At 67.6% G+C, this 26,817-nt stretch carries 30 protein-coding genes; 12 read left to right on the forward strand and 18 right to left on the reverse strand.

Annotated elements, in window-relative coordinates; all coding sequences use genetic code 11:
* Nucleotides 1-10: 10 nt before the first annotated feature.
* The 4 genes from ctaD (at nt 11) to G5S38_RS04840 (ending at nt 4,477) form a co-directional block, all read left to right on the forward strand.
* Entirely contained in the window at nt 11-1,750 is a 1,740-nt protein-coding gene (gene ctaD / locus G5S38_RS04825) for an aa3-type cytochrome oxidase subunit I (protein WP_165065122.1), read from the forward strand.
* Between the two features lie 9 nt (nt 1,751-1,759).
* A complete protein-coding gene (locus G5S38_RS04830) occupies nt 1,760-2,206 on the forward strand; it encodes a cytochrome c oxidase subunit 4 (protein ID WP_165065125.1) in 447 nt (148 codons plus the stop codon).
* Between the two features lie 125 nt (nt 2,207-2,331).
* Entirely contained in the window at nt 2,332-2,649 is a 318-nt protein-coding gene (locus tag G5S38_RS04835; protein ID WP_165065129.1) for a hypothetical protein, read from the forward strand.
* Between the two features lie 232 nt (nt 2,650-2,881).
* Nucleotides 2,882-4,477: an MFS transporter gene (locus G5S38_RS04840; protein ID WP_165065133.1), complete on the forward strand. Its 1,596-nt coding sequence runs from the start codon at nt 2,882-2,884 to the stop codon at nt 4,475-4,477.
* Between the two features lie 83 nt (nt 4,478-4,560).
* Here the strand turns inward: G5S38_RS04840 and qcrB are convergent, their stop codons facing one another.
* The 4 genes from qcrB to ctaE all read right to left on the reverse strand — a co-directional run bounded on the left by qcrB (nt 4,561) and on the right by ctaE (nt 8,798).
* On the reverse strand, nt 4,561-6,201 hold the full coding sequence (qcrB, locus tag G5S38_RS04845; protein WP_165065136.1) for a cytochrome bc1 complex cytochrome b subunit: 1,641 nt from the start codon (nt 6,199-6,201) through the stop codon (nt 4,561-4,563).
* On the reverse strand, nt 6,198-7,256 hold the full coding sequence (qcrA, locus tag G5S38_RS04850; protein WP_165065139.1) for a cytochrome bc1 complex Rieske iron-sulfur subunit: 1,059 nt from the start codon (nt 7,254-7,256) through the stop codon (nt 6,198-6,200). The genes qcrB and qcrA overlap by 4 nt, the downstream gene beginning before the upstream one ends.
* Before the next feature lie 84 nt (nt 7,257-7,340).
* Nucleotides 7,341-8,147, reverse strand: coding sequence for a cytochrome bc1 complex diheme cytochrome c subunit (qcrC, locus tag G5S38_RS04855; protein ID WP_165065142.1), 807 nt, complete (start codon nt 8,145-8,147; stop codon nt 7,341-7,343).
* A 21-nt stretch (nt 8,148-8,168) separates the two neighbouring features.
* Nucleotides 8,169-8,798 carry an aa3-type cytochrome oxidase subunit III gene (ctaE, locus tag G5S38_RS04860; RefSeq protein WP_165065145.1) on the reverse strand — a complete coding sequence of 210 codons (630 nt, stop codon included), beginning with the start codon at nt 8,796-8,798 and terminating at the stop codon, nt 8,169-8,171.
* 77 nt (nt 8,799-8,875) lie between these two features.
* Here ctaE and trpD point away from each other — a divergent pair, with 77 nt between their 5' ends.
* Nucleotides 8,876-9,928 (forward strand): anthranilate phosphoribosyltransferase, encoded by a 1,053-nt coding sequence (gene trpD / locus G5S38_RS04865; RefSeq protein ID WP_165065148.1) that lies wholly within the window; start codon nt 8,876-8,878, stop codon nt 9,926-9,928.
* Here trpD and glpK read toward each other — a convergent pair whose 3' ends face one another.
* On the reverse strand, nt 9,929-11,440 hold the full coding sequence (gene glpK / locus G5S38_RS04870) for a glycerol kinase GlpK (protein WP_165065151.1): 1,512 nt from the start codon (nt 11,438-11,440) through the stop codon (nt 9,929-9,931).
* A 117-nt stretch (nt 11,441-11,557) separates the two neighbouring features.
* On the reverse strand, nt 11,558-12,316 hold the full coding sequence (locus G5S38_RS04875; protein ID WP_165065154.1) for an MIP/aquaporin family protein: 759 nt from the start codon (nt 12,314-12,316) through the stop codon (nt 11,558-11,560).
* A gap of 222 nt (nt 12,317-12,538) precedes the next feature.
* On the opposite strand from G5S38_RS04875, the gene dhaK reads away from it, so the two are divergent.
* From dhaK to G5S38_RS04890, 3 genes are read left to right on the forward strand one after another with little or no spacing between them, the layout of a single operon-like run.
* Nucleotides 12,539-13,540, forward strand: coding sequence for a dihydroxyacetone kinase subunit DhaK (gene dhaK / locus G5S38_RS04880; protein ID WP_165065157.1), 1,002 nt, complete (start codon nt 12,539-12,541; stop codon nt 13,538-13,540).
* On the forward strand, nt 13,540-14,175 hold the full coding sequence (gene dhaL, locus G5S38_RS04885; RefSeq protein WP_165065160.1) for a dihydroxyacetone kinase subunit DhaL: 636 nt from the start codon (nt 13,540-13,542) through the stop codon (nt 14,173-14,175). Before dhaK ends, dhaL begins: the two co-directional genes overlap by 1 nt.
* Nucleotides 14,172-14,960, forward strand: a complete 789-nt coding sequence (locus G5S38_RS04890; protein ID WP_165065163.1) for an HPr family phosphocarrier protein — start codon at nt 14,172-14,174, stop codon at nt 14,958-14,960. The genes dhaL and G5S38_RS04890 overlap by 4 nt, the downstream gene beginning before the upstream one ends.
* Nucleotides 14,961-15,009: 49 nt before the next feature.
* Here G5S38_RS04890 and G5S38_RS04895 read toward each other — a convergent pair whose 3' ends face one another.
* Entirely contained in the window at nt 15,010-15,684 is a 675-nt protein-coding gene (locus G5S38_RS04895; RefSeq protein WP_165065166.1) for a nucleoside/nucleotide kinase family protein, read from the reverse strand.
* 104 nt (nt 15,685-15,788) lie between these two features.
* On the opposite strand from G5S38_RS04895, the gene G5S38_RS04900 reads away from it, so the two are divergent.
* Complete coding sequence (locus G5S38_RS04900; RefSeq protein ID WP_201276578.1) at nt 15,789-16,541, forward strand: alpha/beta fold hydrolase; 753 nt, start codon at nt 15,789-15,791, stop codon at nt 16,539-16,541.
* On the opposite strand, the gene G5S38_RS04905 is transcribed toward G5S38_RS04900, so the two are convergent.
* From G5S38_RS04905 to G5S38_RS04955, 11 genes are all read right to left on the reverse strand, one after another.
* The gene (locus G5S38_RS04905) at nt 16,498-17,337 is read right to left on the reverse strand and encodes a cytochrome c oxidase assembly protein (protein ID WP_165065169.1); all 840 of its coding nucleotides are present in this window, start codon (nt 17,335-17,337) and stop codon (nt 16,498-16,500) included. The genes G5S38_RS04900 and G5S38_RS04905 overlap by 44 nt on opposite strands.
* A gap of 4 nt (nt 17,338-17,341) precedes the next feature.
* Nucleotides 17,342-17,827: a DUF2243 domain-containing protein gene (locus tag G5S38_RS04910; RefSeq protein ID WP_165065172.1), complete on the reverse strand. Its 486-nt coding sequence runs from the start codon at nt 17,825-17,827 to the stop codon at nt 17,342-17,344.
* Nucleotides 17,828-17,845: 18 nt separating this feature from the next.
* Complete coding sequence (locus G5S38_RS04915; RefSeq protein ID WP_165065176.1) at nt 17,846-18,190, reverse strand: hypothetical protein; 345 nt, start codon at nt 18,188-18,190, stop codon at nt 17,846-17,848.
* A 127-nt stretch (nt 18,191-18,317) separates the two neighbouring features.
* The gene (locus G5S38_RS15495) at nt 18,318-19,058 is read right to left on the reverse strand and encodes a hypothetical protein (protein ID WP_201276579.1); all 741 of its coding nucleotides are present in this window, start codon (nt 19,056-19,058) and stop codon (nt 18,318-18,320) included.
* 101 nt (nt 19,059-19,159) lie between these two features.
* A complete protein-coding gene (locus tag G5S38_RS04925; RefSeq protein ID WP_165065180.1) occupies nt 19,160-19,525 on the reverse strand; it encodes a DUF3253 domain-containing protein in 366 nt (121 codons plus the stop codon).
* A 96-nt stretch (nt 19,526-19,621) separates the two neighbouring features.
* On the reverse strand, nt 19,622-22,027 hold the full coding sequence (locus tag G5S38_RS04930; RefSeq protein ID WP_165065183.1) for an ATP-binding cassette domain-containing protein: 2,406 nt from the start codon (nt 22,025-22,027) through the stop codon (nt 19,622-19,624).
* A 67-nt stretch (nt 22,028-22,094) separates the two neighbouring features.
* Entirely contained in the window at nt 22,095-22,505 is a 411-nt protein-coding gene (locus G5S38_RS04935; RefSeq protein WP_165065186.1) for a VOC family protein, read from the reverse strand.
* Nucleotides 22,506-22,510: 5 nt separating this feature from the next.
* Nucleotides 22,511-22,960, reverse strand: coding sequence for a helix-turn-helix transcriptional regulator (locus tag G5S38_RS04940; RefSeq protein WP_165065189.1), 450 nt, complete (start codon nt 22,958-22,960; stop codon nt 22,511-22,513).
* 9 nt (nt 22,961-22,969) lie between these two features.
* Nucleotides 22,970-23,482 (reverse strand): heme-degrading domain-containing protein, encoded by a 513-nt coding sequence (locus G5S38_RS04945; protein ID WP_165065192.1) that lies wholly within the window; start codon nt 23,480-23,482, stop codon nt 22,970-22,972.
* Nucleotides 23,479-23,940, reverse strand: coding sequence for an NUDIX hydrolase (locus G5S38_RS04950; protein WP_165065196.1), 462 nt, complete (start codon nt 23,938-23,940; stop codon nt 23,479-23,481). The genes G5S38_RS04945 and G5S38_RS04950 overlap by 4 nt, the downstream gene beginning before the upstream one ends.
* Nucleotides 23,941-23,947: 7 nt before the next feature.
* Nucleotides 23,948-24,724: an SDR family oxidoreductase gene (locus tag G5S38_RS04955; protein ID WP_235928901.1), complete on the reverse strand. Its 777-nt coding sequence runs from the start codon at nt 24,722-24,724 to the stop codon at nt 23,948-23,950.
* Nucleotides 24,725-24,825: 101 nt separating this feature from the next.
* Between G5S38_RS04955 and G5S38_RS04960 the strand changes: the two genes are divergently transcribed.
* Genes G5S38_RS04960 through G5S38_RS04970 form a run of 3 tightly spaced genes read left to right on the forward strand, consistent with a single transcriptional unit; the run spans nt 24,826 to nt 26,800 of the window.
* The gene (locus G5S38_RS04960) at nt 24,826-25,299 is read left to right on the forward strand and encodes an NfeD family protein (protein ID WP_165065202.1); all 474 of its coding nucleotides are present in this window, start codon (nt 24,826-24,828) and stop codon (nt 25,297-25,299) included.
* Nucleotides 25,296-26,303 carry an SPFH domain-containing protein gene (locus G5S38_RS04965; RefSeq protein ID WP_165065205.1) on the forward strand — a complete coding sequence of 336 codons (1,008 nt, stop codon included), beginning with the start codon at nt 25,296-25,298 and terminating at the stop codon, nt 26,301-26,303. Before G5S38_RS04960 ends, G5S38_RS04965 begins: the two co-directional genes overlap by 4 nt.
* A complete protein-coding gene (locus G5S38_RS04970) occupies nt 26,300-26,800 on the forward strand; it encodes a glycerophosphodiester phosphodiesterase family protein (protein ID WP_165065208.1) in 501 nt (166 codons plus the stop codon). Before G5S38_RS04965 ends, G5S38_RS04970 begins: the two co-directional genes overlap by 4 nt.
* Nucleotides 26,801-26,817 lie beyond the last annotated feature (17 nt).

Consider the following 26,817-nt stretch of genomic DNA (forward strand, 5'->3'; position numbering starts at 1 on the left):
GTCCATCCAGATGAGCACAGCAACGCAGAGCCCCACCACCACCGGTCCCTCATCGAGTGAGCCGAACGTCGGTCGCCCCATCAGCAAGGGCAACATCGTCGTCAACTGGGTGACGTCGACTGACCACAAGAAGATCGGGTACATGTACCTGATCACCTCGTTCATCTACTTCTGCCTCGGCGGAGTGATGGCGCTGGTCATTCGTGCCCAGCTCTTTGAGCCCGGCCTCGAACTGCTGGCCACCAAGGAGCAGTACAACCAGCTCTTCACCATGCACGGCACGATCATGCTGCTGATGTTCGCGACGCCGCTGTTCGCCGGCTTCGCCAACGTGCTCATGCCACTGCAGATCGGCGCGCCCGACGTCGCGTTCCCGCGCCTCAACGCGTTCGCCTACTGGCTGTTCAACTTCGGATCGCTGATCGCGGTCTCCGGGTTCCTCACCCCGCAGGGTGCTGCATCGTTCGGCTGGTTCGCCTACACGCCGCTCTCCACCACGACGTTCTCTCCCGGCATCGGCGGCAACCTCTGGGTGTTCGGCCTCGCGATGAGTGGTTTCGGAACCATCCTCGGTGCCGTCAACTTCATCACCACGATCATCACGATGCGCGCCCCCGGCATGACCATGTTCCGCATGCCGATCTTCACCTGGAACATCCTGGTGACCTCGATCCTCGTGATCATGGCGTTCCCCGTACTGGCTGCAGCGCTGTTCGCCCTCGGCTCCGACCGGGTGCTGGGGTCGCATATCTACAACCCCGAGGCAGGCGGTGCCATCCTCTGGCAGCACCTTTTCTGGTTCTTCGGCCACCCCGAGGTGTACATCATCGCGCTGCCGTTCTTCGGAATCATCTCGGAGGTGCTCCCGGTCTTCAGCCGCAAGCCCATCTTCGGATACAAGACCCTCGTCTACGCGACCATCTCCATCGCGGCACTGTCGGTCACGGTGTGGGCCCACCACATGTACGTCACGGGTTCGGTGCTGCTGCCGTTCTTCGCCCTCATGACGATGCTCATCGCGGTGCCCACCGGTGTGAAGATCTTCAACTGGATCGGCACCATGTGGCGGGGATCCGTCACGTTCGAGACCCCGATGCTGTGGGCGATCGGGTTCCTGATCACCTTCACCTTCGGTGGCCTCACCGGCGTCATCCTCTCCTCGCCGCCGCTCGACTTCCACGTCTCTGACACCTACTTCGTGGTGGCGCACTTCCACTACGTCGTGTTCGGGACGGTCGTGTTCGCGATGTTCTCCGGGTTCTACTTCTGGTGGCCCAAGTTCACCGGACGCATGCTCGACGAGCGCCTCGGCAAGATCCACTTCTGGACGCTGTTCATCGGGTTCCACATGACCTTCCTCATCCACCACTGGCTGGGTGTCATGGGCATGCCGCGTCGTTACGCGACTTACCAGCCCGAAGACGGGTTCACCTGGATGAACCAGCTGTCGACAGTCGGCTCGATGATCCTCGGTATCTCGATGATCCCGTTCTTCTACAACGTGTGGATCACCGCCCGCCGCGCACCCCTCGTCACGGTCAACGACCCGTGGGGCTATGGCCGCTCGCTCGAGTGGGCGACGTCCTGCCCGCCGCCGCGTCACAACTTCACCTCGATTCCGCGCATCCGCTCCGAGTCCCCGGCCTTCGACCTCGCTCACCCCGAGGCCGGCGTACCCGTGGGAGTCGGACCGCTCAAGGATGCGCCGGATGCCCCGGTGTACGACGCCTCCGACAACACAGTGAAGTAGAGCCGCCACATGATCGCCAACACACGTCTCTTCTGGGTCCTCAGTGGCTTCTTCCTGGTCGCATCCATCGCGTACACAATCTGGTCGTACGTCTACTACGCCGACGCTCCCAGTGAGCTGCAGAACGAGCTGGGCATCGAGTGGGTCGGGTCCATCGGCCTGCTCCTGTCATCGACGCTCGCTGCGCTGATCGCGTTCTACCTTGGCCGCCTGCACAAGGCACAGGGCGCGGAACTGCCCGAGGACCGTCTCGACTCCAACATCGATGACGGCGACGCCGAGCAGGGGTTCTTCAGCCCGTGGAGCTGGTGGCCCATCGTGCTCGCAGCGGGTGCAAGCCTGTTGTTCGTCGGGATCGCGGTTGGTGTCTGGATCGCATTCATCGGCGCGGGTCTCACCGTCATCGCCCTCGTCGGGTGGATGTTCGAGTACTACCGGGGCAACTTCGCCCGCTAGGCGCGCAACGCGAGGGCCAGACGGCACGGATCACCGTGTCGGCTGGCCCTTTCATATTCCCTCGGGTCCTGGTCGGACGTTCCTGCGGAGGTGCCGTCATCACTGTCGCCGGAGCCGCCGAAAACGTGGTCGGTCTCGTGTACGTCTCCGGATACGCAGGCGAAATACCCCGCGAGACCGCAGAACTGCTGGCCGTCGCGCAGCGCCCGCTCGCCGCCGTCGCCTTCGAGGAGGCGGCACCGGTTGCCGCGTGGGAGTCGAGGCCGGGCTGGAGGCTGGTGTTGCGGGCAGACCGCACCGTCAACCCTGACGTCGAGCGGTTCGGATACGAGCGCGCCCACTTCGAGGCGGTGTCCGAGGTCGACGCACCGCACCGCACCTCGCCATGCTGGCGAAGCCCGACGAGGTCGTCGACGTCATCGAATCGGCGGTGGCCTCGGTGAGCTCCTAGTCCAGCCGCAGCTCGGCACGAGCCGCACACAGAGCAGGCCCAGCTCCGCTCCCGACACGGCATGGCCTGATCTCGATGCCGGCCTGACCGCGCGACGCCGCGGATTCTGTATTCGTGGTGACGACCGCTCAAAGACCCGCCCTGACAGGGCCGACAGATGCGCAGCAGCGGCGGCTCCGGCAGTCGGAGCGTTCGCGCCACCGGGTGTTCTTCTCTTCCGATGAATGTGGATCGCGGGGCTCCCCAGCAATATCGGCAGCTGGATGCAGACCGTCGGCGCCCAATGGTTCCTGATTGAGCAGGATGCGTCGCCGGCGGTCATCACGCTGGTCTCCACCGCGGCAGCGGCCCCTGTCCTCCTGTTCGGCATACCCGCGGGCGTATTGGGGGAGTTCGCGAACCGTCGCCTTCTGCTCATCGGCGTGCAAGCGGTGCAGGTGGTCCTCGCGCTCACCCTCGCTCTGCTGACAGCCGCAGGCGCGCTGACTCCGTTCCTGCTGCTGGCGCTCACCTTCCTGCTCGGGGCCGCCGCAGCCGTGCAACTTCCCGCTTACCAGGCGATCGTTCCCGAGATCGTACCCTCGCGCCTGATCGTCGGGGCTACGTCATTGTCATCGATCGCGGTCAACGTGGCGAGAGCCCTCGGCCCGGCCATCGCGGGCGTGGTCATCGGAATGCTCGGCATCCCTGTCGTTTTCGCCCTCAACGCGGCCAGTTTCACGGGAATGCTCTTCGTACTGGCCTTCTGGCGAGGCTACCGGCAGCCGTCGGTCGACCCCGAACCGTTCGGCGCGGCAACGCGGGCGGGCTTGCGCTACGTTGTCAACGCAGGCGTGGTGCGCCGGCTTTACGGGCAGCTGCTCGTCTTCATTGTTCCGGTCAACGCGCTCTGGGCATTGCTGCCCGTCCTGGCCAGCGGACGACTCGGGCTCGACTCGAACGGCTACGGACTGCTACTCGCCGCGCTGGGCATCGGCTCGGTCTGCGGGGTCTTCATCATCCCTCGGGTGCGGAGGAGGTGGGGCACGAGTCGGCTGGTGCTCTGGAGCAGCGCGGCCTATGGGGCCGGTCTCCGGGCGATCACTGCCACGGTATTCATTCCTGTCATCCTCCCTGTACTGGTTGTCCTCCCTGTACTGGTTGTCGTCGGCATGGCGTGGATCGGGGTCATCGCCCCCCTGAACGGTACGGTGCAGAAGTTCCTGCCCCCGTGGGTGCGCGCACGCGGGCTCTCCTTCTATCAGCTGGTCCTGTTCGGCGGCACCGCCGCCGGCGCCACCCTGAGCGGTGCCTTTGCGAGCGTGGTCGGCGTCGAGACGACTATGACGTATGCGGGCGCGGTGTTGTTGGTGGCCGGTGCCGTCCTGCTATGGATTCGACCGCTGCTGTCGACGGCTGACAAGAGCCGCGTCAGCGCCCCCATGCCACTGACCGAGGACTCGACCGACCGGACGGTGGGGGAGCAGTCGCTCGACCCGGGCGGAGCCGTTATGGTGATCGTGCGGTACGAGATCGGCCTCGATGACCGGGCTCGGTTCTTCGAGATCATGCGCCGGATCGAGAAGAGTCGGCGGCGCACGGGAGCACGCCGCTGGAGCCTCTACGACGACCGTGAGCGACCGGGCATCATGGTCGAAGTGTTCACGGTCGGGTCGTGGCGCGAGCACCTGAGCCAGCACAGTTCCCGCACCACCGGGTACGACGCCGAAGTCGTGGACGAGGCTCGTTCACTCTCGGCATCGACCCCGATGATCGAGCACCTCGTCGCGCCTGTGCAGCGTCCCTGGGTCTCGCGGCAGGCCCCTCGATTCCGGTGCTGATGCGCCTGCGCGATTCCCAGACTGCGATTAACGCACGAACGGGACATCGGATCGATGTCCCGTTCGTGAGCGCGTATCCCGCGTTAGTGGTTGCTGTGCTCCCGCTCCAGCTCGGTCGACGTGACCGGGGCGATGCGGTCCTCGAAGAACCAGGACGAGAGTCCGGCGCGCGCACGCTGGGCGAGGGTGATGCGTCCTCGCTCGTCCGGACGGATCATCAGCGGCTTGTAGTCGAGGTAGCTCACGAGCTTCCAGCGCTCGTACTCGTCGAGCTGCTCGTGTACCTCGATGTAGGCACCACCCGGGAGGCGGACGATGCGGCCGGACTCGAAGCCGTGCAGGGCGATCTCGCGGTCCTTCTTCTGCAGTCCGAGGCAGATGCGCTTCGTGAGGAAGTACGCGATCACCGGTCCGATGAAGAGCAGCCACCTCATGGTCACGATGGTGCCTTCGATGGTCACGAAGAAGTGCGTCGCGATCAGGTCGGAGCTTGCAGCGGCCCATAGCACGGCATAGAACGTGACGCCGGCAGCACCGATGGCGGTGCGCACCGGGGCGTTGCGCGGACGCTCCGCAATGTGGTGCTCGCGCTTGTCGCCCGTGATCCAGGCTTCGATGAAGGGGTAGAACATCACCAGGCCGAGGAAGACCGGCAGCACCATGAGGGGGACGAGAACGCCCATCGCGTAGGTGTAGCCGAGGAACACGATGTCGAACCCGGGCATGAGCCGCAAGGCGCCGTCGGCGAAGCCGATGTACCAGTCAGGCTGGGTTCCGGCGGAGACGGGGCTCGGGTCGTACGGACCGTAGTTCCAGATCGGGTTGATGGTAAAGAAGGCACCCATCAGCATCAGGATGCCGAAGACGACGAAGAAGAATCCACCGGCCTTGGCGGCGAATGCCGGCATGACCGGAATTCCCACGACGTTGTCATTCGTGCGGCCGGGGCCGGCGAACTGGGTGTGCTTGTTGATGATGAGGAGCAGGAGGTGCGCACCCAGTGCGGCGATCAAGATCGCCGGCAGCAGCAGGATGTGCAGTACGAACAGGCGTGGGATCACGTCGACCCCGGGGAACTCGCCGCCAAACAATAGCCACGAGATCCAGGTGCCGATCAGCGGGATGGCCTTGACCATGCCGTCGATGATGCGGAGGCCGTTACCCGAGAGCAGGTCGTCGGGGAGCGAGTAGCCGGTGAAACCCTCGGCCATGGCCAGGATGAACAGAACGAAGCCGATCACCCAGTTCAGCTCGCGTGGCTTGCGGAACGCACCCGTGAAGAAGACGCGCAGCATGTGGAGGCCGATGGCCGCGATGAAGAGCAGCGCAGCCCAGTGGTGCACCTGGCGCATGAGCAGGCCGCCGCGGATGTCGAACGAGAGGTCGAGCGACGACGCCATGGCTGCCGACATCTCGAGGCCCTTGAGCGGAACGTAGGAACCCTCGTATTCGACCTCGGTCATTGACGGGTCGTAGAAGAATGTGAGGAAGGTGCCCGTCAGCAGGATGACCACGAAGCTGTAGAGCGCCACCTCGCCGAGCATGAACGACCAGTGGTCGGGGAAGACCTTGCGGCCGAGCTCCTTGACGGCACCCGAGATGCTCGTGCGCTCGTCGAGGTAGTTCGCTGCGGCGCCAGTGAAGCGCTGGCCACGGCTCGGCGTCGGCTTCGACATGGGCGCGGTGGTTTCGGGGGTGGCAGATGTTGCTGCGGTGGTGCTCATGAGCGTTCCCAGTAGCTAGGACCGACAGGCTCCAAGAAGCCCGACTGGGCAACGAGGTAACCTTCGGCATCGACGGCGATTGGCAGTTGGGGGAGGGGACGGCTAGCCGGCCCGAAGATCACCTTGCAGTGATCCTTGACGTCGAATGTCGACTGGTGGCAGGGGCAGAGAAGGTGGTGCGTCTGCTGCTCGTAGAGGGCCACCGGGCACCCCACGTGCGTGCATATCTTCGAGTATGCAACTATTCCCTGATAGGACCAGTCGGTGCGCTCTGGGAGTTCGTTGAGATCCTCGGGCTTGAGGCGCATGAGCAGCACTGCCGCCTTCGCCTTCTCCTCCAGCTTGTGCTCCGATTCGAGCAGGCCCTCGGGGATTACGTGGTAGACCGAGCCGAGAGTGACCTCGGAGGCCAGGATCGGGGTACCGGTAGGGTCGCGAGTCAACCGGGTGCCGCTGTCCCACATGGTGACTTCGAGGGCCGCCGCGGGGTTGCCGGCAGGACCGAGGTCACGGAACAGGATGATCGCCGGGATCGGCGTGGCGATCAGGGCACCGATGAGACTGTTGCGGATCAGCGCACGCCGCCCGAAACCGGACTCCTCGTTGCCGAGTTCGAAGATCTCGACGGCGCGGGCGCGAGTCTCATCGGTGCCCCTGGTCGGGTGACGCATCTCGATGATCTCGTCGCCGCGCATGAGGCTCTTCGCCCAGTAGATGGCTCCGATACCGATGCCGAGGAGGCCCAACGCGATGGCCGAACCCAGGAGGGCCGTGGTGATGCGAACATAAGCGGCTCCCTCCGTATCGATCGGGATGGCCGCATAGGCAGCCACTGCCAGCACGCTGCCGATGATCGATACGTAGAAGAGCGTGTAGACGCGGCGTTCCGCCTGCTTGTTCTTCTTCGGGTCGATGTCGGTGACCCGAAGGCGGTGGGGCGGCAACCCGGGGTTGACGAACGCGTCGGAACGCTCCACTGCCGTGCCGGGAGCAGGCATGTTCCGCTCGAGAGCGGAGCCGGCATCGGCGTGTTCACCGGTGTCGTGCTGTGCCATGGTCGTACCTTTCGCGCTGCGCTGTGATGCTGGGTATGAATTTGTGAACTGCCGATGACGCTGCCCGGAATGAACCGGGGTCGATCAGTTGGATTTCGCTGCAATCCAGACCGTGACGGCCACGATCGCGCCGAGACCGAAGATCCAGACGAAGAGTCCTTCAGAGACCGGACCGAGGCTGCCGAGGTCGAAGCCGCCGGGGGAGGGGTTGTCCTCGAGGTACTTGAGGTAGGTGATGATGTCGGCCTTCTCCTGCGGGGAGATGTTCAGGTCGTTGAATACCGGCATGTTCTGCGGGCCGGTCACCATCGCTTCATACACGTGGACCGGCTCGACGCCATCGAGCGACGGGGCGTATTTGCCCTCGGTGAGAGCGCCACCGGCACCTGCGACGTTGTGGCACATCGCGCAGTTGATGCGGAAGAGCTCCGCTCCCAACGTGGCGTCGCCGTCGCCCTGGAGGTACTCGTCGCTGGGGATGGCCGGACCGGGGGCCAGCGATGCAACGTAGGCCGCCATCGCGTCGGTCTGGTCCTGCGTGAACTGCACGGGCTTCTGCTCTGCCTGCGGGCCGGACGCGGCCAGTGGCATGCGTCCGGTTCCGACCTGGAAGTCGACCGATGCGGCGCCGACGCCGTAGAGGCTCGGTCCCGCCTCGGTGCCCTGCACGTCGAGGCCGTGGCACGTTGCGCAGTTGGAGGCGAAGAGCTTCTCGCCCTCTTCGATCATGGTCTGCGTGACCGCCGTGGTCTCGGCTGCCGCGGTCGACGTGAACATCGCGTAGGCGCCGCCGGTGGTGATGAGTCCGACGAGGATCAGCGCGACGGACGCGAGAGGATGACGCCGACCCGAGTTACCCCGCTTGGCTGTGGTGGATGTGGTTCTGCTCATGCTGACTGAGTGTCCCGATTCCTATTTGAGTACGTAAATGACGAGGAACAGTCCGATCCACACCACATCGACGAAGTGCCAGTAGTACGAAACAACGATTGCTCGCGTCGCTTCTTTGTGGCCGAAGTTCTTCACGCTGAACGCTGTTGCGATCACGATGAGGAAGGCGATGAGGCCACCGGTGACGTGCAGGCCGTGGAAGCCGGTGGTGAGGTAGAACGCAGATCCGTAGGAGCTGGAGGCCAACGTCAGGCCCTCATGCACGAGCTCGGCGTATTCGAAGATCTGGCCGGTGACGAAGATCGCACCCATGGCGTAGGTGAGGAAGAACCACTCGACCATGCCCCACTGGGAGATCTTCCAGCCCGTGGCGCGCGGCTGCAGTCGCTCCGCCGCGAACACGCCGAACTGGCAGGTCACCGACGACAGGACCAGGATCGTCGTGTTGACGAGCGCGAACGGGATGTTCAGGAGTGCGGAATCCTGGCTCCATACCTCGGGTGAGGTGGAGCGGAGTGTGAAGTAGATCGCGAAGAGGCCGGCGAAGAACATGACTTCGCTACCGAGCCACACGATGGTGCCGACCGCGACAACGCTCGGTCGATTGACTACGGGGGCTCCGACTGAGCGGTTAAGAGAGGCTGTGGACACCTCCCCATTATGTCCGATCAGGCGGCACCCGATTGTCACCGCGCGGACAGATTGAGAGCAAAGCTAGGATCGCAGGCATGCCTTCCCCGCTCTCGTGGCCCTCGATTCTCAGCGCTTTGCTCGATGGCGAGGACCTGGCTATCAGTGAAGCATCATGGGCCATGCAGGAAGTGATGTCCGGGGCCGCCACACCTGCCCAATTGGCCGCTTTTCTCGTCAGTTTGCGCGCGAAGGGCGAGACCGTCGACGAGATCGTCGGGTTTCGCGATGCCATCCTCGACAACGCCGTTCCGCTGGGAATCAGCCCCATGGCGCTGGATATCGTGGGCACGGGGGGCGATCGGTTCGGAACCGTCAACGTGTCGACCATGGCATCGGTGGTCGCCGCGGCATCCGGAGCCCCCGTCGCCAAGCACGGGAACAGGGCTGCCAGCTCGCAGTCGGGGTCGTCCGACGTGCTCGCGGCGCTCGGCATCGACCTCGACCTCAGCGCTGCCAGGGTGGCGGAGGTCTTCGAGGAGACCGGCATCACGTTCGCCTTCGCGACCATGTTCCACCCGGGATTCGGCCACGCGGGCGCGGTGCGCCGCGAGCTCGGCATCCCCACGGTGTTCAACTTCCTCGGACCGCTGTGCAACCCGGCCCGTCCCGAGGCGTCGGCAGTCGGCGTTGCGCACCTCGACAAGGTGCCGCTGATCGTCGGGGTGTTCCGCACCAGGGGAGCGACGGCACTGGTGTTCAGGGGTGACGACGGCCTCGACGAGCTCACGACCACCGGTCACAGCCACATCTGGGAGATCTCGCGCGGCGCCGTGACCGAGCACGACCTCGACCCGCGCGACCTGGGCATCGCCCGGGCGCGGATCGAGGATTTGGTTGGCGGTGACCCCGAGCACAACGCGGCAATCGCCAGGGCCACTCTCGCGGGGGAGTCCGGCCCGGTTCGCGACATCGTGCTGCTCAATGCGGCCGCGGGGCTGGTGGCCTGGAACCTGGCCCGGAACCCCGAAGAAGGCCGCACCCCGATCCTCGATCGGTTTGCGGCCTCCATGGCGGTGGCCGCCGCGACCGTGGACTCGGGAGCGGCGATTGCCAAGCTCGACGAGTGGGTCGCGGCGACCAACAGGTAGTTACGACACGTCGTCGTCGACCCAGTCCAGGGTCTTGGTGACGGCCTTCTTCCAGTTGCGCATGAGGCGCTGGCGCTCCTCGTCGTCGAGGTCGGGTGTCCAGCGGCTGTCTTCCTGCCAGTTCTTGCGCAGGTCGTCGAGGTCCTTCCAGAAGCCGACGGCGAGTCCCGCGGCGTACGCGGCCCCCAGCGCCGTGGTCTCGGCGACCACCGGACGGATGACCGGTACTCCGATGATGTCGGCCTGGAACTGCATGAGCAGCTCATTCGCGATCATCCCACCGTCGACCTTGAGTTCGGAGAGGTCGACGCCGGAGTCTGCGTTGACGGCGTCGAGCACCTCGCGGGTCTGGAATGCCGTCGCCTCGAGGGCCGCCCTCGCGATGTGTCCCTTGTTGACGTACCGGGTGAGGCCGACGATCGCGCCACGCGCATCCGGTCGCCAATAGGGGGCGAACAGGCCGCTGAAGGCGGGCACGATGTAGACCCCGCCGTTGTCATCGACGGTCTTGGCGAGGGTCTCGATCTCGGCTGCGGTCGAGATGAGCCCGAGGTTGTCGCGCAGCCACTGCACCAGCGAGCCGGTGACGGCGATCGATCCCTCGAGGGCATAGTGCGGCTTGGCATCCCCGAGCTTGTAGCCGAGGGTGGTGAGCAGGCCGTTCTTCGACCGTACGATCTCCTCGCCGGTGTTGAAGATGAGGAAGTTACCCGTGCCGTAGGTGTTCTTTGACTCGCCGGTGTCGAATGCTGCCTGCCCGAACGTGGCCGCCTGCTGGTCGCCGAGGATGCCGGCGATCGGCACCTCCCTGAGGAGGCTGGAACTGGAGACGTGTCCGTAGACCTCGGATGAGCTCTTGATCTCGGGGAGCATCGACCGCGGCACGCCGAAGTCGGCGAGGATCGCGTCATCCCACTGCAGGGTCTCCAGGTCCATGAAGAGGGTGCGCGACGCGTTCGTGACGTCGGTGATGTGCACGCCGCCGTCGACGCCACCGGTGAGGTTCCAGACCAACCAGGAGTCCGTCGTGCCGAAGAGCAGGTCGCCCGCCTCGGCCTTCTCGCGAGCGCCGTCGACGTTCTCGAGAATCCAGACGATCTTCGTACCTGAGAAGTAGGTGGCCAGCGGCAGACCGACCTTCTCCTTGTAGCGCTCCGGGTCGCCATCGGCGAGGCGGTCGACGATGCCCTGCGTTCGGGTGTCCTGCCAGACGATGGCGTTGTAGACGGGCTTTCCGGTGGTCTTGTCCCAGACGACGGCAGTCTCGCGCTGGTTGGTGATGCCCACCGCCTTGATGTTGTGCCGGGTGATGTTGGCCTTGGACAACGCCTGGCCGATCACTTCGCGGGTGTTGTTCCAGATCTCGGTCGCGTCGTGCTCGACCCACCCGGCCCTGGGGAAGATCTGCTCGTGTTCGAGTTGCCCGGTGGCGACGATCGAACCGGAGCTGTCGAAGATGATGGACCGGGTGCTGGTGGTGCCCTGGTCGATGGAGAGTATGTAGTCGGTCATGGTTTACCTCTCTGTGGCGGCGGTTGCCGCCTGCGCTCGTGGCGATGGGGTGGCGGCCGAGGGGCCGCGGGGACTAGCGGGAAGCCGGCTCGGTGCCGGGCAGACGTGAGTTGGGACTCAGGTCAGGAGGGGAAGCAGCGGTCCCGATGCCAGGCCGGCGAGAACGCCGCCGATGATCGGCCCGACGATGGGAACCCAGGAGTAGGCCCAGTCGCTCGATCCCTTGCCCTTGATGGGCAGCAGGGCGTGGGCGATGCGAGGACCGAGGTCACGGGCGGGGTTGATGGCATAGCCCGTCGGCCCACCGAGTGACGCGCCGATGGCGACGACGAGGAGGGCGACGGGAAGCGCTCCGAGGGCAGCGAGTCCGCCACCCGCATCTGCCCGTCCGAAGCCGATGACCACGAAGACGAGCACGAAGGTGCCGATGACCTCGGTCACGACGTTCCAGCCGTAGCTGCGGATCGCGGGGCCGGTGGAGAACACGCCGAGCTTGTTGGCGGCTTCTGGTTCATCGTCGAAGTGCTGCTTGTAGGCGAGCCACGCGACGACGGCACCGATGAACGCGCCGAGTAGCTGGGCGCCGATGTAGGCGAGAACGCTCGTGATGTTCACCGGGACGCCGGATCCGAACTCCTCTGCGCCGCTCGCGAGGAGTCCGAGGGTGACTGCGGGGTTGAGGTGCGCCCCCGAGGCGTACGACACGGTGACGCCCGAGAAGACACCCAGCCCCCATCCGAAGTTGACGAGGAGGAATCCGCCCCCTGCGCCCTTGGTCTTCGCCAGGGCGACGTTGGCGACGACACCACACCCGAGGGTGATGAGCATCGCTGTTCCCACGATCTCCGCGAGAATCACTAAACCGAGATTGTCCATACCGACCTCTCCTTTGAGGTGCCATGCGGACCACCGAATCGGTTGCGCCCGCTCTGATCGGTCCTACCCTAGCCCCGTACGTGCGCCAAAGTCAGCAATCATCCCGTCGGGAATTTTGGCGGTTTCCCCACCCCGGGGCGGGCGGTAGGTTGGGCCTCACCGGTGCCGTGGACGACGACGTCCATGCCGCATGACCGGGGTCTCGACCCGAGAGGACTCAGAATGAAAAAGCTGATCAACGCACCAACGTCTGTGGTTGACGAGGCGGTGGCCGGGTTTGCCGCCGCCCACCCCGGCCTGGTGACGGTGTCTCACGACCCGACGTTCATCGTGCGAGTCGACGCACCGCGGCAGGGCAAGGTCGGCCTGGTCAGCGGCGGCGGGAGCGGCCACGAGCCGCTGCACGGGGGCTTCGTGGGGTACGGCATGCTCGACGCCGCGGTGCCGGGCCCGGTGTTCACCTCACCGACCCCCGACCCTGTACTCGCCGCCACCAAGGCCGTCGACGGCGGTGCGGGCGTGCTGCACATCGTCAAGAACTACACGGGCGACGTGCTCAACTTCGAGACGGCCGCCGAGCTCGCCGACGCCGAGGGCATCGAGGTGCGGTCGGTGGTCGTGAACGACGACGTGGCGGTCAAGGATTCGCTGTACACGGCGGGGCGGCGCGGCGTCGCAGGCACGGTGCTCGTGGAGAAGATCGCGGGCGCCGCTGCGGAGCGGGGCGATGACCTCGAGGCCGTGGCATCCATCGCTACCAAGGTCGTCGAGCGGGTGCGCACCATGGGCGTCGCGCTGACCCCGTGCACGGTGCCGCACTCCGGCGAACCGAGCTTCACCCTGAGGGACAACGAGATCGAGATCGGCATCGGCATCCACGGCGAGCCGGGCCGCGAGCGCATTCCGCTGGAGCCCGCCGACGCGATCGTCGACCGGCTGCTCGGCGCCATCCTCGACGACATGCCACTGGCCGCGGGGGATCGCACGCTGCTGATGGTGAACGGCATGGGCGGCACGCCCCAGGTCGAGTTGTACATCGTCTACCGTCGCGCCGCGGAGATCCTCGCCGAACGGGGAGTCGAGGTCACCAGGTCGCTGGTCGGCAACTTCGTGACGTCGCTCGAGATGCAGGGCGCGTCGGTCACGGTGCTTCACCTCGACGACCAGCTGACCGAGCTGTGGGACGCGCCGGTGCAGACCGCAGCGCTGCGCTGGGGGCGCTGATGGCGCTGGACACCGCCTGGGCGACGTCCTGGGTGACGGCAAGCGCCGCGGTCGTCGCCGAGAACCGGGCGAGGCTGAGCTCCCTCGACCGGGACATCGGTGACGGCGACCACGGCGAGAACCTCGACCGGGGCTTCTCGGCCGTCGTCGCGAAGCTCGACGGGCTGGCCGATACCGCCACGCCCGCGGACGTACTGAAGCTGGCCGCGACGACCCTCATCTCGACGGTGGGTGGGGCGTCCGGCCCGTTGCTTGGCACCGCGTACTTGCGGGCGGGCGGGGCCGTGGCCGGGCAGGGGACCCTCGACGGCGCGGCGATCGTCGCCATGCTGACGGCGGCGCGCGACGGCATCGTGCACCGCGGCAAGGCAGAGCCGGGGGACAAGACCATGATCGACGCCTGGACCCCCGCGGTGGATGCCGCGGCGCAGGCCCTCGCGGACGGGGCGGGAGAGACCGCGATCCTGGTCGCTGCGGCAGACGCCGCCGCCGTCGGAGCGGTGGCGACAGAACCGCTCGTCGCCCGCAAGGGCCGGGCCAGCTACCTCGGGGAGCGGGCCATCGGGCACCGGGATCCCGGTGCGGAGTCGTCGTCGCTCATCCTGCGGGCCGCGGCAGTCGCGGCGGGAGGATGAGCGTCGGCATCGTCGTGGTCTCCCACGTCGGGAGGATCGCCGACGGCATCGTCGAACTGGCCGCGCAGATGGCCGCATCGGTGCGCATCGTCGCTGCGGGCGGCACCGACGACGGTGGCGTCGGCACGAGCTTCGACCGGGTGCTCGCCGCGATCGGGGAGGCCGACGGGGCGAACGGTGACGCGGCCCGCAGTGACGGCGGCGGGGGTGGCAGGGGGGCTTCCGGTGACGGGGAGGCCGCAGGCGGCGATGGCGTGGTGGTGCTGTGCGACCTCGGTTCCGCGGTGCTCACGGCGGAGACCGCGCTGGAGTTTCTCGACGACGAGGTGCGGGCGCGTGTGCGGATCGCGGATTCTCCGATCGTGGAGGGCACGGTGGCGGCGGCAGTGGCGGCGGCGTCCGGGGCGGATCTCGCGGGCGTGCTCGATGCGGCCGAGTCTGCGAACCGGGGGCGGCCGGGGGACCGGGGGCCGTCGTCGCCCGCACCCGGCGCGGACGGGGCGGAGGCGGCATCCACCCCGGAAGTCGCCCCGGGGGTCTCGCGCACGGTCACCCTGGTGAACCGCGACGGGCTGCACGCGAGGCCGGCGGCCGAGTTCGTGACGCTCGCGGCCCGCTTCGACGCAGAGGTGACGGTCAACGGGATCGACGCGACGAGCCTGCTCAACATCATGTCCCTTGCGCTGGTCGCGGGCAGCGAGGTCACGATCGCGGCGACCGGGGCGGAGGCCGGCGACGCGGTGGACTCGCTGGCCGGGCTGATCGAGTCGGGGTTCGGCGAGTAGCGAGAAAACCGTGACGCCCCGCCCGGCCGGCGTCGCCCGGCCCCCCTGTTCAGGCGATGGTGACGACGAGGTCGGCGCCCGCGGCGGTCGCGGCGACGAGGGTGGCGTTGCGCTCGTCGGGACCGCGGGTCCAGCGCTCGGCGTCGGCCCGTGGCATCCCGAAGCCCTCGTGCCGGCGGATCAGTCGCTCGGTGCGCTCCGCGTCGTCGAGGTCGACGAACCAGACGCTGTCGATGGCGCTGCGGGCCCGACGCCACTCCGAGGTGCCCGGGGTCAGGTCGTCGGGGTCGCTGCCGAGCAGCAGGTAGTTGCCTTCGGTGACGATGAGCGGAGTCGAGCGGGCGATCTCGAGCGCCGACCCGACGGACTCGTCGAGGTCGCGGCGAAACTCCGGGGCGTAGAGGGGCGCCGCGGGGTCGTGCCTGGCCGGGTCGTCGCGGATGCGCTGCAGCAGGTCGGCGAAGCCGCCCGCGTCGAAGGTATCCGGGGCGCCCTTGCGGTCACGGCGGCCGAGCCGGTGCAGCACGGTGTTCGCCAGGTGGAAGCCGTCCATTGGCACGATCGCCGCGACACCGGGGCCGAGCTCGTCGACGATGTGCTGCGCCAGGGTCGACTTTCCGCTACCGGGCTTGCCCGTAATGCCGAGGATGTGCCGGCGCCCGGGAACGGCCAGCGCGCGTGCCCGGGCGACGAGGTCGGGCAGCGTCGCGACGAGGGAGGGCACGAGAGTAATGCTACGGATGCTGGCGCCGCGCCCGACCGCGCTTCACGCGTGGTCTTCGGCAATCGCGGGTTGATCCTCCGCACCCGGAGGGCGAGAGTGAGGGCGTGACCGCTGAACCGACGCCGACCGGTGAACCTCTGGTCGTTGCACCCACCCCGACTATCGTGCTCATTCCGGGAGCCGGGGGAGATGCCCGCTACTGGGACCGTGTTGTACCCCACCTTGCCGATGCGGGGTATGCCGCGATCGCGGTGGAGCTGCCGGCCGGTGATGACGCCGCGGGCATCCCCGAATACGTCGACATCGTCGTCGCGGCGGTGGGCGACCGCCGGCGACTCGTCGTGGTCGCCCAGTCGATGGGCTCATACACGGCGGCGGCGTTGTGCGACCGCATGGCGGTCGAGATGCTCGTGTTCGTGGCGGCGATGATCCCGCTGGCCGGGGAGACTGCGGGGGAGTGGTGGACCGCCACCGGCCAGGTGCGGGCCAAGCGCGACCTGGACCTCCACGAGGGTCGCGACCCCGACGGTCCCTTCGACCCGGTCGTGACTTTCTTTCATGACCTCGGGCCCGACGCGCTCGGTGACGTGATGGCGGCAGGGGAGTCGCCGCAATCGGCGACCCCGTTCTCGTCGCCATTCACCGCGACCGCGTGGCGGAGCGTGCCGACCAGGGCGGTGATCGGCAGCGGGGACCGACTCTTTCCCCCGAGATTCATGCGCACCCTGGTGCGCACCCGCCTCGGTATCGAGCCCGACGTGGTGGACGCCGGTCACCTCATCGCGATGGCGCGTCCGAATGAGCTCGCGAGCCTCATCCTCGATTACGTGGCGCAGGCGGAGCGGCCGCCTCGCTGACCGGCGACTCCGGGTGCCGTCGGGCATCGGGCCGAGGGCGTGCCGCGACGTACCACTGCGCGAAGAACACCACGATGAGCGCGAACTCGAGCAGGTCGCCGACGTAGTACATGACCTGCGCACCGGCTTCGGCCGAGGCCGCGGGGATTCCCTGCGGTGGATGCATGGCCACGTGCTTCGCCAGGGTGGAATGTGCCGCGACCGCGATGACCAGCACACCGAGCCGAAGCCGAAAGCCCGGACGGTGCGGTGCCGGGTCGACGCCGACCATCGACGCGGTGAAGAGGTACCCCGCGGCGAAGAAATGGGCGAGCAGCAGGTAGTGCAGATACTCATTGCCGATCATCAGCGCGCTCAGCGGGGTCGCGTAGAGCACCCACAGGGAGCCGACCGAGAGCCCGGCCGCCGGAATGGGGTGCGACAGGAACCGCGGCACGGGGCTGGCGAGCAGGCGGGAGAGCCGCCGGGCGGGTACGACGTGCAGCGACCGCAGCGCGAGGGTCACCGGGGCGGAAAGCACCAGCAGCAGGGGAGCGAGCATGCCGACCAGGAGGTGAGACCACATGTGCGCGGCGAAATCGGTGTGCGACAGTCGAGCCAGCGGTCCGACGAGTGTGCCGATGATGACACCGACGCCGGCCACGAAGAGAACCGTGCGATGCGACGGCCAGGTGCGGGTGCCTCGGCGGTGTTCTCGCACCACTGCGCCGAGGTAGACGACCGCCGCCAGACCCACGGCGATGGCGAAGGCGACGGCAGGGTCGAGCCCTGACCCGGGGGAGTCGTGGCCGGTCACGGTGTCACCCGCTGTGGGACGCGCGCCTGCGGCGGGCGGCGATCACGGTGAGCACCGCGCCGCTGGCCAGCAGGGTGAACCCGGCGGCGTTCCAGGCGAGGTCGTAGGGAAGGAGGTCGACGTCGTAGCGCACCTGATGCAGTCGCAGCAGCTTGTGGTTGATCGTGCCGTCCCACAGCTGAAACAGCCCGCCGCCGACGAAGAACCCGGCCCACGCCGCGATGGGAGAGAACGACCCGCGTCGGCGGGCATCGGCGAAGAGAAAGAAGCCCGCGACGATGGCGATCAGTTCCGCGGCATGCAGCAGCCCGTCGGATACCAGCCCGACCTCCGGGGTCGAGAGGTCGTAGAGGTGGTGCCAGCCAAGCAGCTGGTGGAACACGATCTCGTCGATTCCCGCGATGACGGCGACGCCGATCAGGAACGTCGACCAGAACGACTTGTCGCGCAGCACCGGTGCGGGCCTGGCGGTGTCGACGGCGGAGGTCATGCGCTCGGGACCACGGCGTCAGAGGAAGGCGGTCAGGGTGAACACGAGGAGTATCGGCAGGGCGATGACCGCGGAGTGGATCCACTGCGACCGGGCATGGTGGAGCAGCAGGGCGACCACGGACAGCCCGAGTGCAATGGGGTACAGGGCGGCGGTCGACTCCAACTGGTCGAACGACGTGGACTCGAAGATGACGCTGTAGATCGTGAACGCGGCCCAGCAGTACGCGAGGACCTTAAGGATGCGGGCGACGATCACGCGCCACGGGGCGGGCTTCGTTGGCTGCACCCCGTCGACGCTGCCTGATACGTCCTCGCTGCCTGGCGAATCAGCGGCGCCGGTGCGTTCAGGTTCGGTCTGCATCTCACCCCCGGGTTTCGACCCAGTGTGCGGGACGGGGAGGTCCGAATCACTATCACTTGACATAATGAGCATTATCGGCGCACCGACCCGCGTCCGGCGAACTATCTGCTTGCACCCGATCTTCGGGTCAGATGTCGGAGAAGTCGTTGGCAGGCGCGTGGATCGCCGAGACGACGTCGCCATTCATTTCGAGCATCAGATACTCGACTCCGACTGCGCCGGGGTTGCCCAGGGACTCGGTGCCCGCGATCTCGCGAGAGCCGATGCCGAGATAGTCGGCGATCTGGTCGTCGTTCTCGTCGTAGTCGTCCCATGCTCCCGCGGCTACCGCGTCGGCGCGCGTCGATCCGACGGCGAGACCCTGCGCTGTGAGGATGACGGAGTCGCCCAGGGTGGCCGTGCTGATGCGCAGGGTGGCGTTCCCGTCGAGGACGTTGACGTTGATGCCGTCCCACTGGTATCTGGTCCCCCAGATATCGCCGTTGCCCCACGGGTCTTCGATGTCGCTCACCGACGGCGCCGATCCCGTCAGCGATTGGATGGCGACCACGAGGTCATTGCCCTGCGTGAACGGAACGGTGGTGATCGCGCCGGGGTCGCCATACGACAGGTCGTCGAGCGTGATCGTGACGATTGGTGCAGATTGCGGTGTGGGTGCCGGGGCGGGTTCGGCGACGGGCGTAGGTTCAGGCGTCGGGGTGGGCGCGGGCGTGGACGCGACGGCCGGTTCCGGGTCGGCCGTCGCGGGGGCAGTGGGCGCCGCGGTCAGTTGTTTCGTGCCGCTCGTCGTACATCCGGTCAGCAGCAGGCTTCCGCACAGCGTGAGGCCTACTCCGAATGCGGCGACCCTGGATCGCGAACCTGTCATGCCAGTGATGCTATCCCCCGGCACCCCTTTTCCCGAGGAAAAGTTCACTCGTGTCAGCGCTCGGCTGCCCCCCGTTCTAGCTACATGCTCCGTGGTCGTCCTCAGGCGCGACGGATGCGGATGGGGCCCTTGGCGGTCGACGGGTCGACCACGCTGCCGCGCTGCGTGATGACCACGTCGCCCGCGTTCACCAGCCGGCGGGCGGCGCGGCGGGCCGGTTCCATCAGGTCGCGCCAGTCGTCGTCGCCGACCGCTCGGGCTGCCTCCGATGGGCAGATGGTCGCGCCGCTGGCTCGGCTCGCGAGCAGCGACATGATCGACTGCTCGAGGTCACGGTCGACCGACGAGACCCTGCGGGAGCGGCATCCAGCGCTGCAATAGACGACGTCGTCCCAGGATCGCTCCCACTTCTTGCGCCACTCGATGGTGCGGCCGCACGAACGGCAGGTCTTGGGTTCGGGCGTCATGGCTCCACTCTCGCTGGCCTACGTGACCGCGGGCTGAGCGCCGCGCTGACGCGGGGCCACGCGAACACCAGCCGTGTAGTTCATCCCGGTGCCCGTTCAGGCACCCACGTACTCGGCGAGGTGCTGGCCGGTCAGCGTCGACCGCGCCGCCACCAGGTCGGCCGGGGTTCCCTCGAACACCACGGAACCGCCGTCACGACCGGCCCCGGGGCCGAGGTCGATGATCCAGTCCGCGTGCGCCATGACCGCCTGGTGGTGTTCCACGATGACGACCGAGGTGCCGGATGCCACGAGCCGGTCGAACAGGCCGAGCAGCTGTTCGACGTCTGCGAGATGCAGTCCCGTCGTCGGTTCGTCGAGAACGTAGATGTTGCCCTTCTCGGCCATCGCGATGGCGAGCTTGAGGCGCTGCCGCTCTCCCCCGGACAGGGTGTTCAGGGGCTGCCCGAGCGTCAGGTAGCCGAGTCCGACGTCGACCAGCCTGGCCAGGATGGCGTGCACGGCCGGCGTGCGCGCCTCCCCCGACTCGAAATGTTTCGCAGCGGCCGTGATCGACAGGGCGAGCACCTCGCTGATGTCGAGCCCGCCGAGGCGGTACTCCAGCACCGACGCGTCGAACCGGCGGCCCTCGCACACCTCGCAGGTGGTGGTGACGCTCGCCATCACGCCGAGGTCGGTGTCGATGACGCCGGCGCCCTTGCAATTGGGGCACGCGCCCTCGGAGTTCGCGCTGAACAGCGCGGGCTTCACACCGTTGGCCTTGGCGAATGCCTTGCGGATCGGCTCGAGCATGCCGGTGTACGTCGCCGGGTTACTGCGCCGGGAGCCGCGGATCGCGCCCTGGTCGAGCATGATGACGCCCGCGCCGGCCGGGATGGAGCCGTGCACGAGCGAGCTCTTGCCCGAGCCGGCGACGCCGGTGAGCACCACCATCACGCCGAGCGGGATGTCGACGTCGACGTTCTGCAGGTTGTTCGCTGTCGCGCCGCGGATCTCGAACGCGCCGGTGGGGGTGCGCACGGTCTGCTTCAGCTGCGCGCGGTAGCCGAAGTGTCGCCCGGTGAGGGTGTCACTCCCCCGCAGCCCGTCGACGGTGCCCGCGAAGCAGATCGTGCCGCCCGCGGTGCCGGCGCCGGGGCCGAGGTCGATCACGTGGTCGGCGATCGCGATGGTCTCCGGCTTGTGCTCGACGACGAGAACGGTGTTGCCCTTGTCGCGCAGCTGCAACAGCAGCAGGTTCATGCGCTGGATGTCGTGTGGGTGCAGGCCGATCGTCGGTTCGTCGAACACGTAGGTGACGTCGGTGAGCGACGAACTGAGGTGCCGGATCATCTTGGTGCGTTGCGCCTCGCCACCGGACAGGGTTCCCGCCGGTCGGTCGAGGGAGAGGTATCCGAGCCCGATGTTCACGAATGAGTCGAGGGTGTGCTGGAGGGCCTCGAGGAGTGGCCCCACCGACGGTTCGTCGAGCCGACGCATCCACTCGGCCAGGTCGCTGATCTGCATCGCACACACATCGGCGATGCTCACGCCCGCGATGCGCGACGACCGGGCGGCGGCGCTCAGGCGGGTGCCCTCGCATTCCGGGCAGGTCGTGAAGGTGACCGCGCGGTCGACGAAGGCGCGGATGTGCGGCTGCATAGCCTCGCGGTCCTTCGACAGGAACGACTTCTGCACCTTGGGCACCAGGCCCTCGTAGGTCATGCCCATGTCGCCGACCTTGACCTTGATCGGCTCGCGGTAGAGAAAGTCGTGCAGCTCTTTCTCGGTGTAGTCGCGGATCGGCTTGTCGGCGTCGAGGAACCCGGACCCGATGAAGATGCGCACGCCCCAGCCGTCGACGGTGTACCCGGGGATGGTCATCGCGCCCTCGTTGAGCGACTTGCTGTCGTCGTAGAGCTGGGTGAGGTCGATGTCGTTGACCTTGCCCATGCCCTCGCAGCGCGGGCACATACCGCCGGTGACGCTGAAGCTGCGGCGCTCCTTGACGGTCTCGCCGCCGCGTTCCATGGTGACGGCGCCCGAGCCGGAGATGGATGCCACGTTGAACGAGAACGCCTGCGGTGAGCCGATCTGCGGCTCCCCCAGCCTGCTGAACAGGATGCGCAGCATGGCGTTCGCGTCGGTCGCGGTGCCGACCGTCGAGCGGGCGTTGGCGCCCATGCGCTCCTGGTCGACGATGATCGCGGTGGTCAGGCCGTCGAGCACGTCGACGTCCGGCCGCTGCTGGCCGGGCATGAACCCCTGCAGGAAGGCGCTGTAGGTCTCGTTGATCATGCGCTGCGACTCGGCGGCGACGGTACCGAACACGAGCGAGCTCTTGCCGGAGCCGGAGACCCCGGTGAACACCGTCAGGCGGCGTTTCGGAATCTCGACGCTGACGTTCTTGAGGTTGTTCTCCCTCGCCCCCTGAACGCGGATCAGGTCGTGGCTGTCTGCCACGTGCTGGACAGGGCGGGGTGTGGATGCCTCGGCGGCGGTCTCGGGCGTGGTGCTGGTCATGGGGCATCCTCTCTGCGGTGCTGCACGATACTGCGCCGCACGAGACCGCGCTGCGCGCCCCGGCGGGTCAGCCCGCCTGCTGGATGCGGACCAGGTTGCCCGCGGGATCGCGCACGGCACAGTCACGAACACCATAGGGCTGGTCGGTCGGTTCCTGCACGATGTCGGCGTCGGTCGCCTGCAGCTGCTCGAACGTCGCATCGAGGTCGCTGGTGGCAAGCACGACACCGGCGTAGGTGCCCTTCGCCATCATCTCGGTGATCATGCGGCGCTCGTCGTCGGTGACGCCGGGGTCGGCCGCGGGTGGCTCGAGCACGATCGCAGTGCCGGGTTGGGCCGGGGGCCCGACCGTGAGCCACCGCATGCCGCCGTACCCGACGTCGTTGCGCAGCTCGAAACCGAGCACGTCGCGGTAGAACGACAGTGCGGCATCGGCATCGTCGTGCGGCAGGAAGCTGTACTGAATGGTGATGTCCATGCCGGTCACGCTACGTGCGGCGTCGCGGGTCGCGCTTCTCCGTTCCTGACCGGTCGGGTCACCCGCTTGCTCACGCACGATGGCAGGCCCGCCGTCTCGGTGCTCACCCTGCGCCGGAACTCCCGCGGGGACTCGCCGACGAGTTCGCGAAAACGCGAACTGAAGGTGCCCCGCGACGAGAACCCGACCGCCACGCAGACGTCGGTGACGCTCAGCTCCCCCTGGCGCAGCATCGCCATCGCGCGCTCGATGCGTCGGGTCATCAGGTACCGGTACGGCGGCTCGCCGTAGGCGGCGTGGAACTGCCGGCTGAGGTGGCCGGCCGACAGGTGCACGCCCCGCGCGAGGCCCTCGACGTCGAGCGACTGCGCGAAGTCGCGGTCGATGCGGTCACGCACCCTGCGCAGGAGCACGAGCTCCCGCAGGTGCTCCTCCTGGGTCGCTCTACCGGTCACGCGCGAATACTACTGCGCGAGGAACGCCTCCACGCCCTCTATCGCGAGGGCGTGGTCGTCGGCCTGCGGCAGGCCGGACACCGTGACGGTGCCGACGACGCCGACGTCGATCACCGTGATCGGGAACGCTCCCCCGTGGCCGGCGAGGCGCGCGGGGTCGATCCACGGTGCCTCCTCGAAGCTGTGACCGCCTCGCGCGGCACGCAGCCCGACCAGGTAGGAGCTGACGCCGAATTCACGCACCGTGCTGGTCTTGCGCCGGATCCACACGTCGTTGTGCGCGGCGGTTCCCGGCATCGCGGCATGGAACAGCTGCTGCTCGCCGCGGGTGATGTCGATGGTGACCGGCAGGCCGCGGTCGATCGCGAGCTCGACGAGGATACTGCCGAGGGCCCACGCGTCGTCGTTGCGGAACCGGGTGAAGACCAGTCGCGCCTCCTGCTCCTCGATCGACGCGATGGCGCGGTCCAGCCCGGCGGTGTCGGTGCTGCCGTCGTCGGTGCCGCGAACGCTGTCTGTCATGGGGTCGGTCCTCCGGTGGGGGTGATGACGCGGGCCACGACGTCGGCGAGCGCGGGTGGGTCGATGGGGTCGGTGGCGGCGCGCAGGTCGTCGAGTGTCCACCACCGGTGCTCGAGCACGTCGACCTGTTCCGACGGCGTCCAGTTCAGCGACGACGGGGTGAACGCCATGGTGCGCACCAGGTAGTACTCCGCGTGGCCGGTGTCGTGGTCGCCCCCGGTGTACGCGACGTCGAAGTCATACGACCAGACGGGCTCGCCGAGGTCGTCGACGACCATGCCGGTTTCTTCGAACAGCTCGCGGCAGGCGGCCTCGTGGTGGGTCTCGCCAGGGTCGACCCCGCCACCCGGAGTGATCCACCGGGTGCCCTGCTCGGGAAACCCCACCGTATAGAACATCAGCACCCGGTCGGACTCGTCGAGCACCAGGATGCGGGAGGTCAGGCGGTGCCGCGACATGGCCCCGTCACTCCCCCGCGAAGTCCGAGACGTCGCCGACATACCGGGTGTTGTTCTCCGGTACCGGCTCCACCACGGCGGCGGCGACTTCTGCGGCGAATTCCGCCACGTTGTAGAGGCGGCCGGCGGCATCCTTCCGCGCACTGATCGCACCGGGATTCGCGCGTTCGAGCAGTGTCGCGGTGATGGTGCCCTCGATCATGTCGCCGGAGACGACGACGAAGCTGACACCCGCGGCCTCGAGCTCGGGGACGCGGTCGCGCAGGGCGTCTTCGCCCGCACGCTTGCTGAGCGCCACCGGCACGTACTCGGGCATGGTCTCGGTGGTACGGATGAAGTGCGCCTGGTGGCTGGTGACGAACACCACGCGGGCACCGGGGGCGAGCAGCGGGAGCGCCGCGGTGAGCAGTGCCGTCTGGGCGTCGCGGTTGAGCTGCATGGCGTAGTCGGCGGCCATACCGGATTCCATGCCGCCCGAGGCGTTCATCACGAGGATGTCGAGCCCGCCCCACGCGTCGTCGATGGTGGAGAACAGCCGGGCGACGGAGTCGGGGTCGGTGAGGTCGGCGCCGACCGCGATGGCCGTGCCCCCCGCGGCCTCGATGCTCGCGACGAGCTTGTCTGCCCGCGCCGCCTTGTTGCGGTAGTTGATGACGACGCTCGCACCCGCCGCGGCGAGGAGTGTTGCGGTGTCGGCTCCGATGCCGCGCGAGGAGCCCGTGACGAGGGCGCGCTTGCCGGCGAGGGACCCGGGGGCGATGGCGTTGTTCTGGTTCGTGTTCACGGCAACCGACCCTAGCAACTCGCTCCCGGTATCGAATCCTCCCGTTGCCGGCGGGCGGTCCGGTGGTATTTTCAACTCAACTACCGAAGAGGGTGTTGCCGATGACATTCGACCTGGCGGACTATCTCTGGATCGTCTGGCTCGTGTTCATTCTCGTCGCCGTGATCATCGAGCTCCTCACCCTCGAGTTCACGTTCCTGATGATCTCGGTCGGTAGCCTCGGGGGCCTCGCCGCCAACCTGCTCGGCGCGGACTGGTGGGTTCAGATCGTGGTCGCCGCGCTGCTGTCGGTCGCCCTGCTCGTGACCATCCGGCCCCTGTTGCTGCGGTTGATGCGCACGGGCGGGGACCCGACACCGAGCAACGTGGCCGCCCTCATCGGATTGAGCGGCCGCACGGTCGTGCCGCTCGGTGCTAATGGCGGGCTGGTGCGCCTCGCCAACGGGGAGACCTGGACCGCCCGCATCGACGGCGGCTCCCCCACCCAGTCGCTCGACGACGGCGAGAGCGTGACCGTCGTCTCCATCGAGGGGTCGACGGCCGTCGTCATCCCCAGTGAAAGGACCACGCCATGAACACCGCCGGCGACCTGATCGGACAGCTCTTCATCCTCGCCCTCGTCGTCGTGCTGGTGGTGTTCGTCGTGGTCGTGCTGATCCGGGCGATCCGCATCATCCCGCAGGCGACCGCCGGTGTCGTCGAACGCCTCGGCAAGTACCACAAGACCCTCATGCCCGGCCTCAACCTGCTGGTGCCGTTCGTCGACCGCGTGCGGCCGCTCATCGATATGCGCGAGCAGGTGGTCTCCTTTCCCCCGCAGCCGGTGATCACCGAAGACAACCTCGTCGTGTCGATCGACACGGTCGTCTACTTTCAGGTGACGGATGCGCGTGCCGCGACCTACGAGATCGCGAACTACCTCGGCGCGGTGGAGCAACTGACGGTGACGACGCTGCGTAACGTGGTCGGCGGGCTCAACCTCGAGGAAGCCCTCACCAGCCGCGACAACATCAACGGGCAGTTGCGGATCGTTCTCGACGAGGCGACCGGCAAGTGGGGTATCCGCGTCGGGCGCGTCGAGCTCAAGGCCATCGACCCGCCGGTCTCGATCAAGGACTCCATGGAGAAGCAGATGCGCGCCGAGCGCGACCGCCGCGCGGTGATCCTCACCGCCGAGGGCACCAAGCAGTCCGCGATCCTCACCGCGGAGGGCGCACGGCAGGCCGCGATCCTCTCGGCGGAGGGTGATGCACGGGCCGCGGTGCTGCGCGCCGAGGGCGAGGCGCAGGCCATCACGACCGTGTTCGGCGCGATCCACTCCGGTGACCCCGACGGTCCGCTGCTGGCCTACCAATACCTGCAGACCCTGCCGAAGCTCGCCGAGGGGCAGTCCAACAAGCTGTGGATCATCCCCTCCGAGCTCACCGAGGCGCTCAAGACCGTCGGCAGGGGTTTCGGAGGAGCGGGGATGGATGCCACGGCGCCGGCCGCCCCGGCAGGCAGTGCGCCGCCCGCCACGCCGCCCACTCCCCCGGGCCTCGCGGATGCCCCGCCGCGGCCGCCCGTGGCCACGGCATGACGGTCGCCGCGGCATCCACTTTCTTCTCGCCACCGTCGCCCCGCATCCTCGCACACCGCGGCCTCGCGCTGGACGCCCCGGAGAACACCCTCGCCGCGTTCGCCGCCGCCGCCGACCTCGGGGTGCAGAATGTCGAGACCGACGTGCACGCGACCGCCGACGGCATCGCCGTGATCAGCCACGACGCCGACCTCGCGAGGGTCGCCAGAGATCCGCGGCCGGTGAGCGAGCTCACCATGGCGCAGCTACGGGAGGTCGACCTCGGAGGCGGGCAGGGCTATTGCAGCCTCAGCGAGGCGCTCGGGGTGTTTCCGTGGCTGCGGTTCAACATCGACGTCAAGTCCGACGACGCGGTCGACCCCACGGTGGAGGCGATCCTTTCGGCGGGTGCCCTCGACCGGGTGCTGGTCACCTCGTTCAGCGAGAGACGACGTACAGCCGCCACTCGCCAGCCCCCTTCTCTTATACCCATCTCCGAGCCCACGAGACGCTCATGAATCTCGTATGCCGGCTT

The organism is Marisediminicola senii (genome assembly GCF_011057645.1).
Taxonomy (GTDB): Bacteria; Actinomycetota; Actinomycetes; order Actinomycetales; family Microbacteriaceae; genus Marisediminicola; species Marisediminicola senii.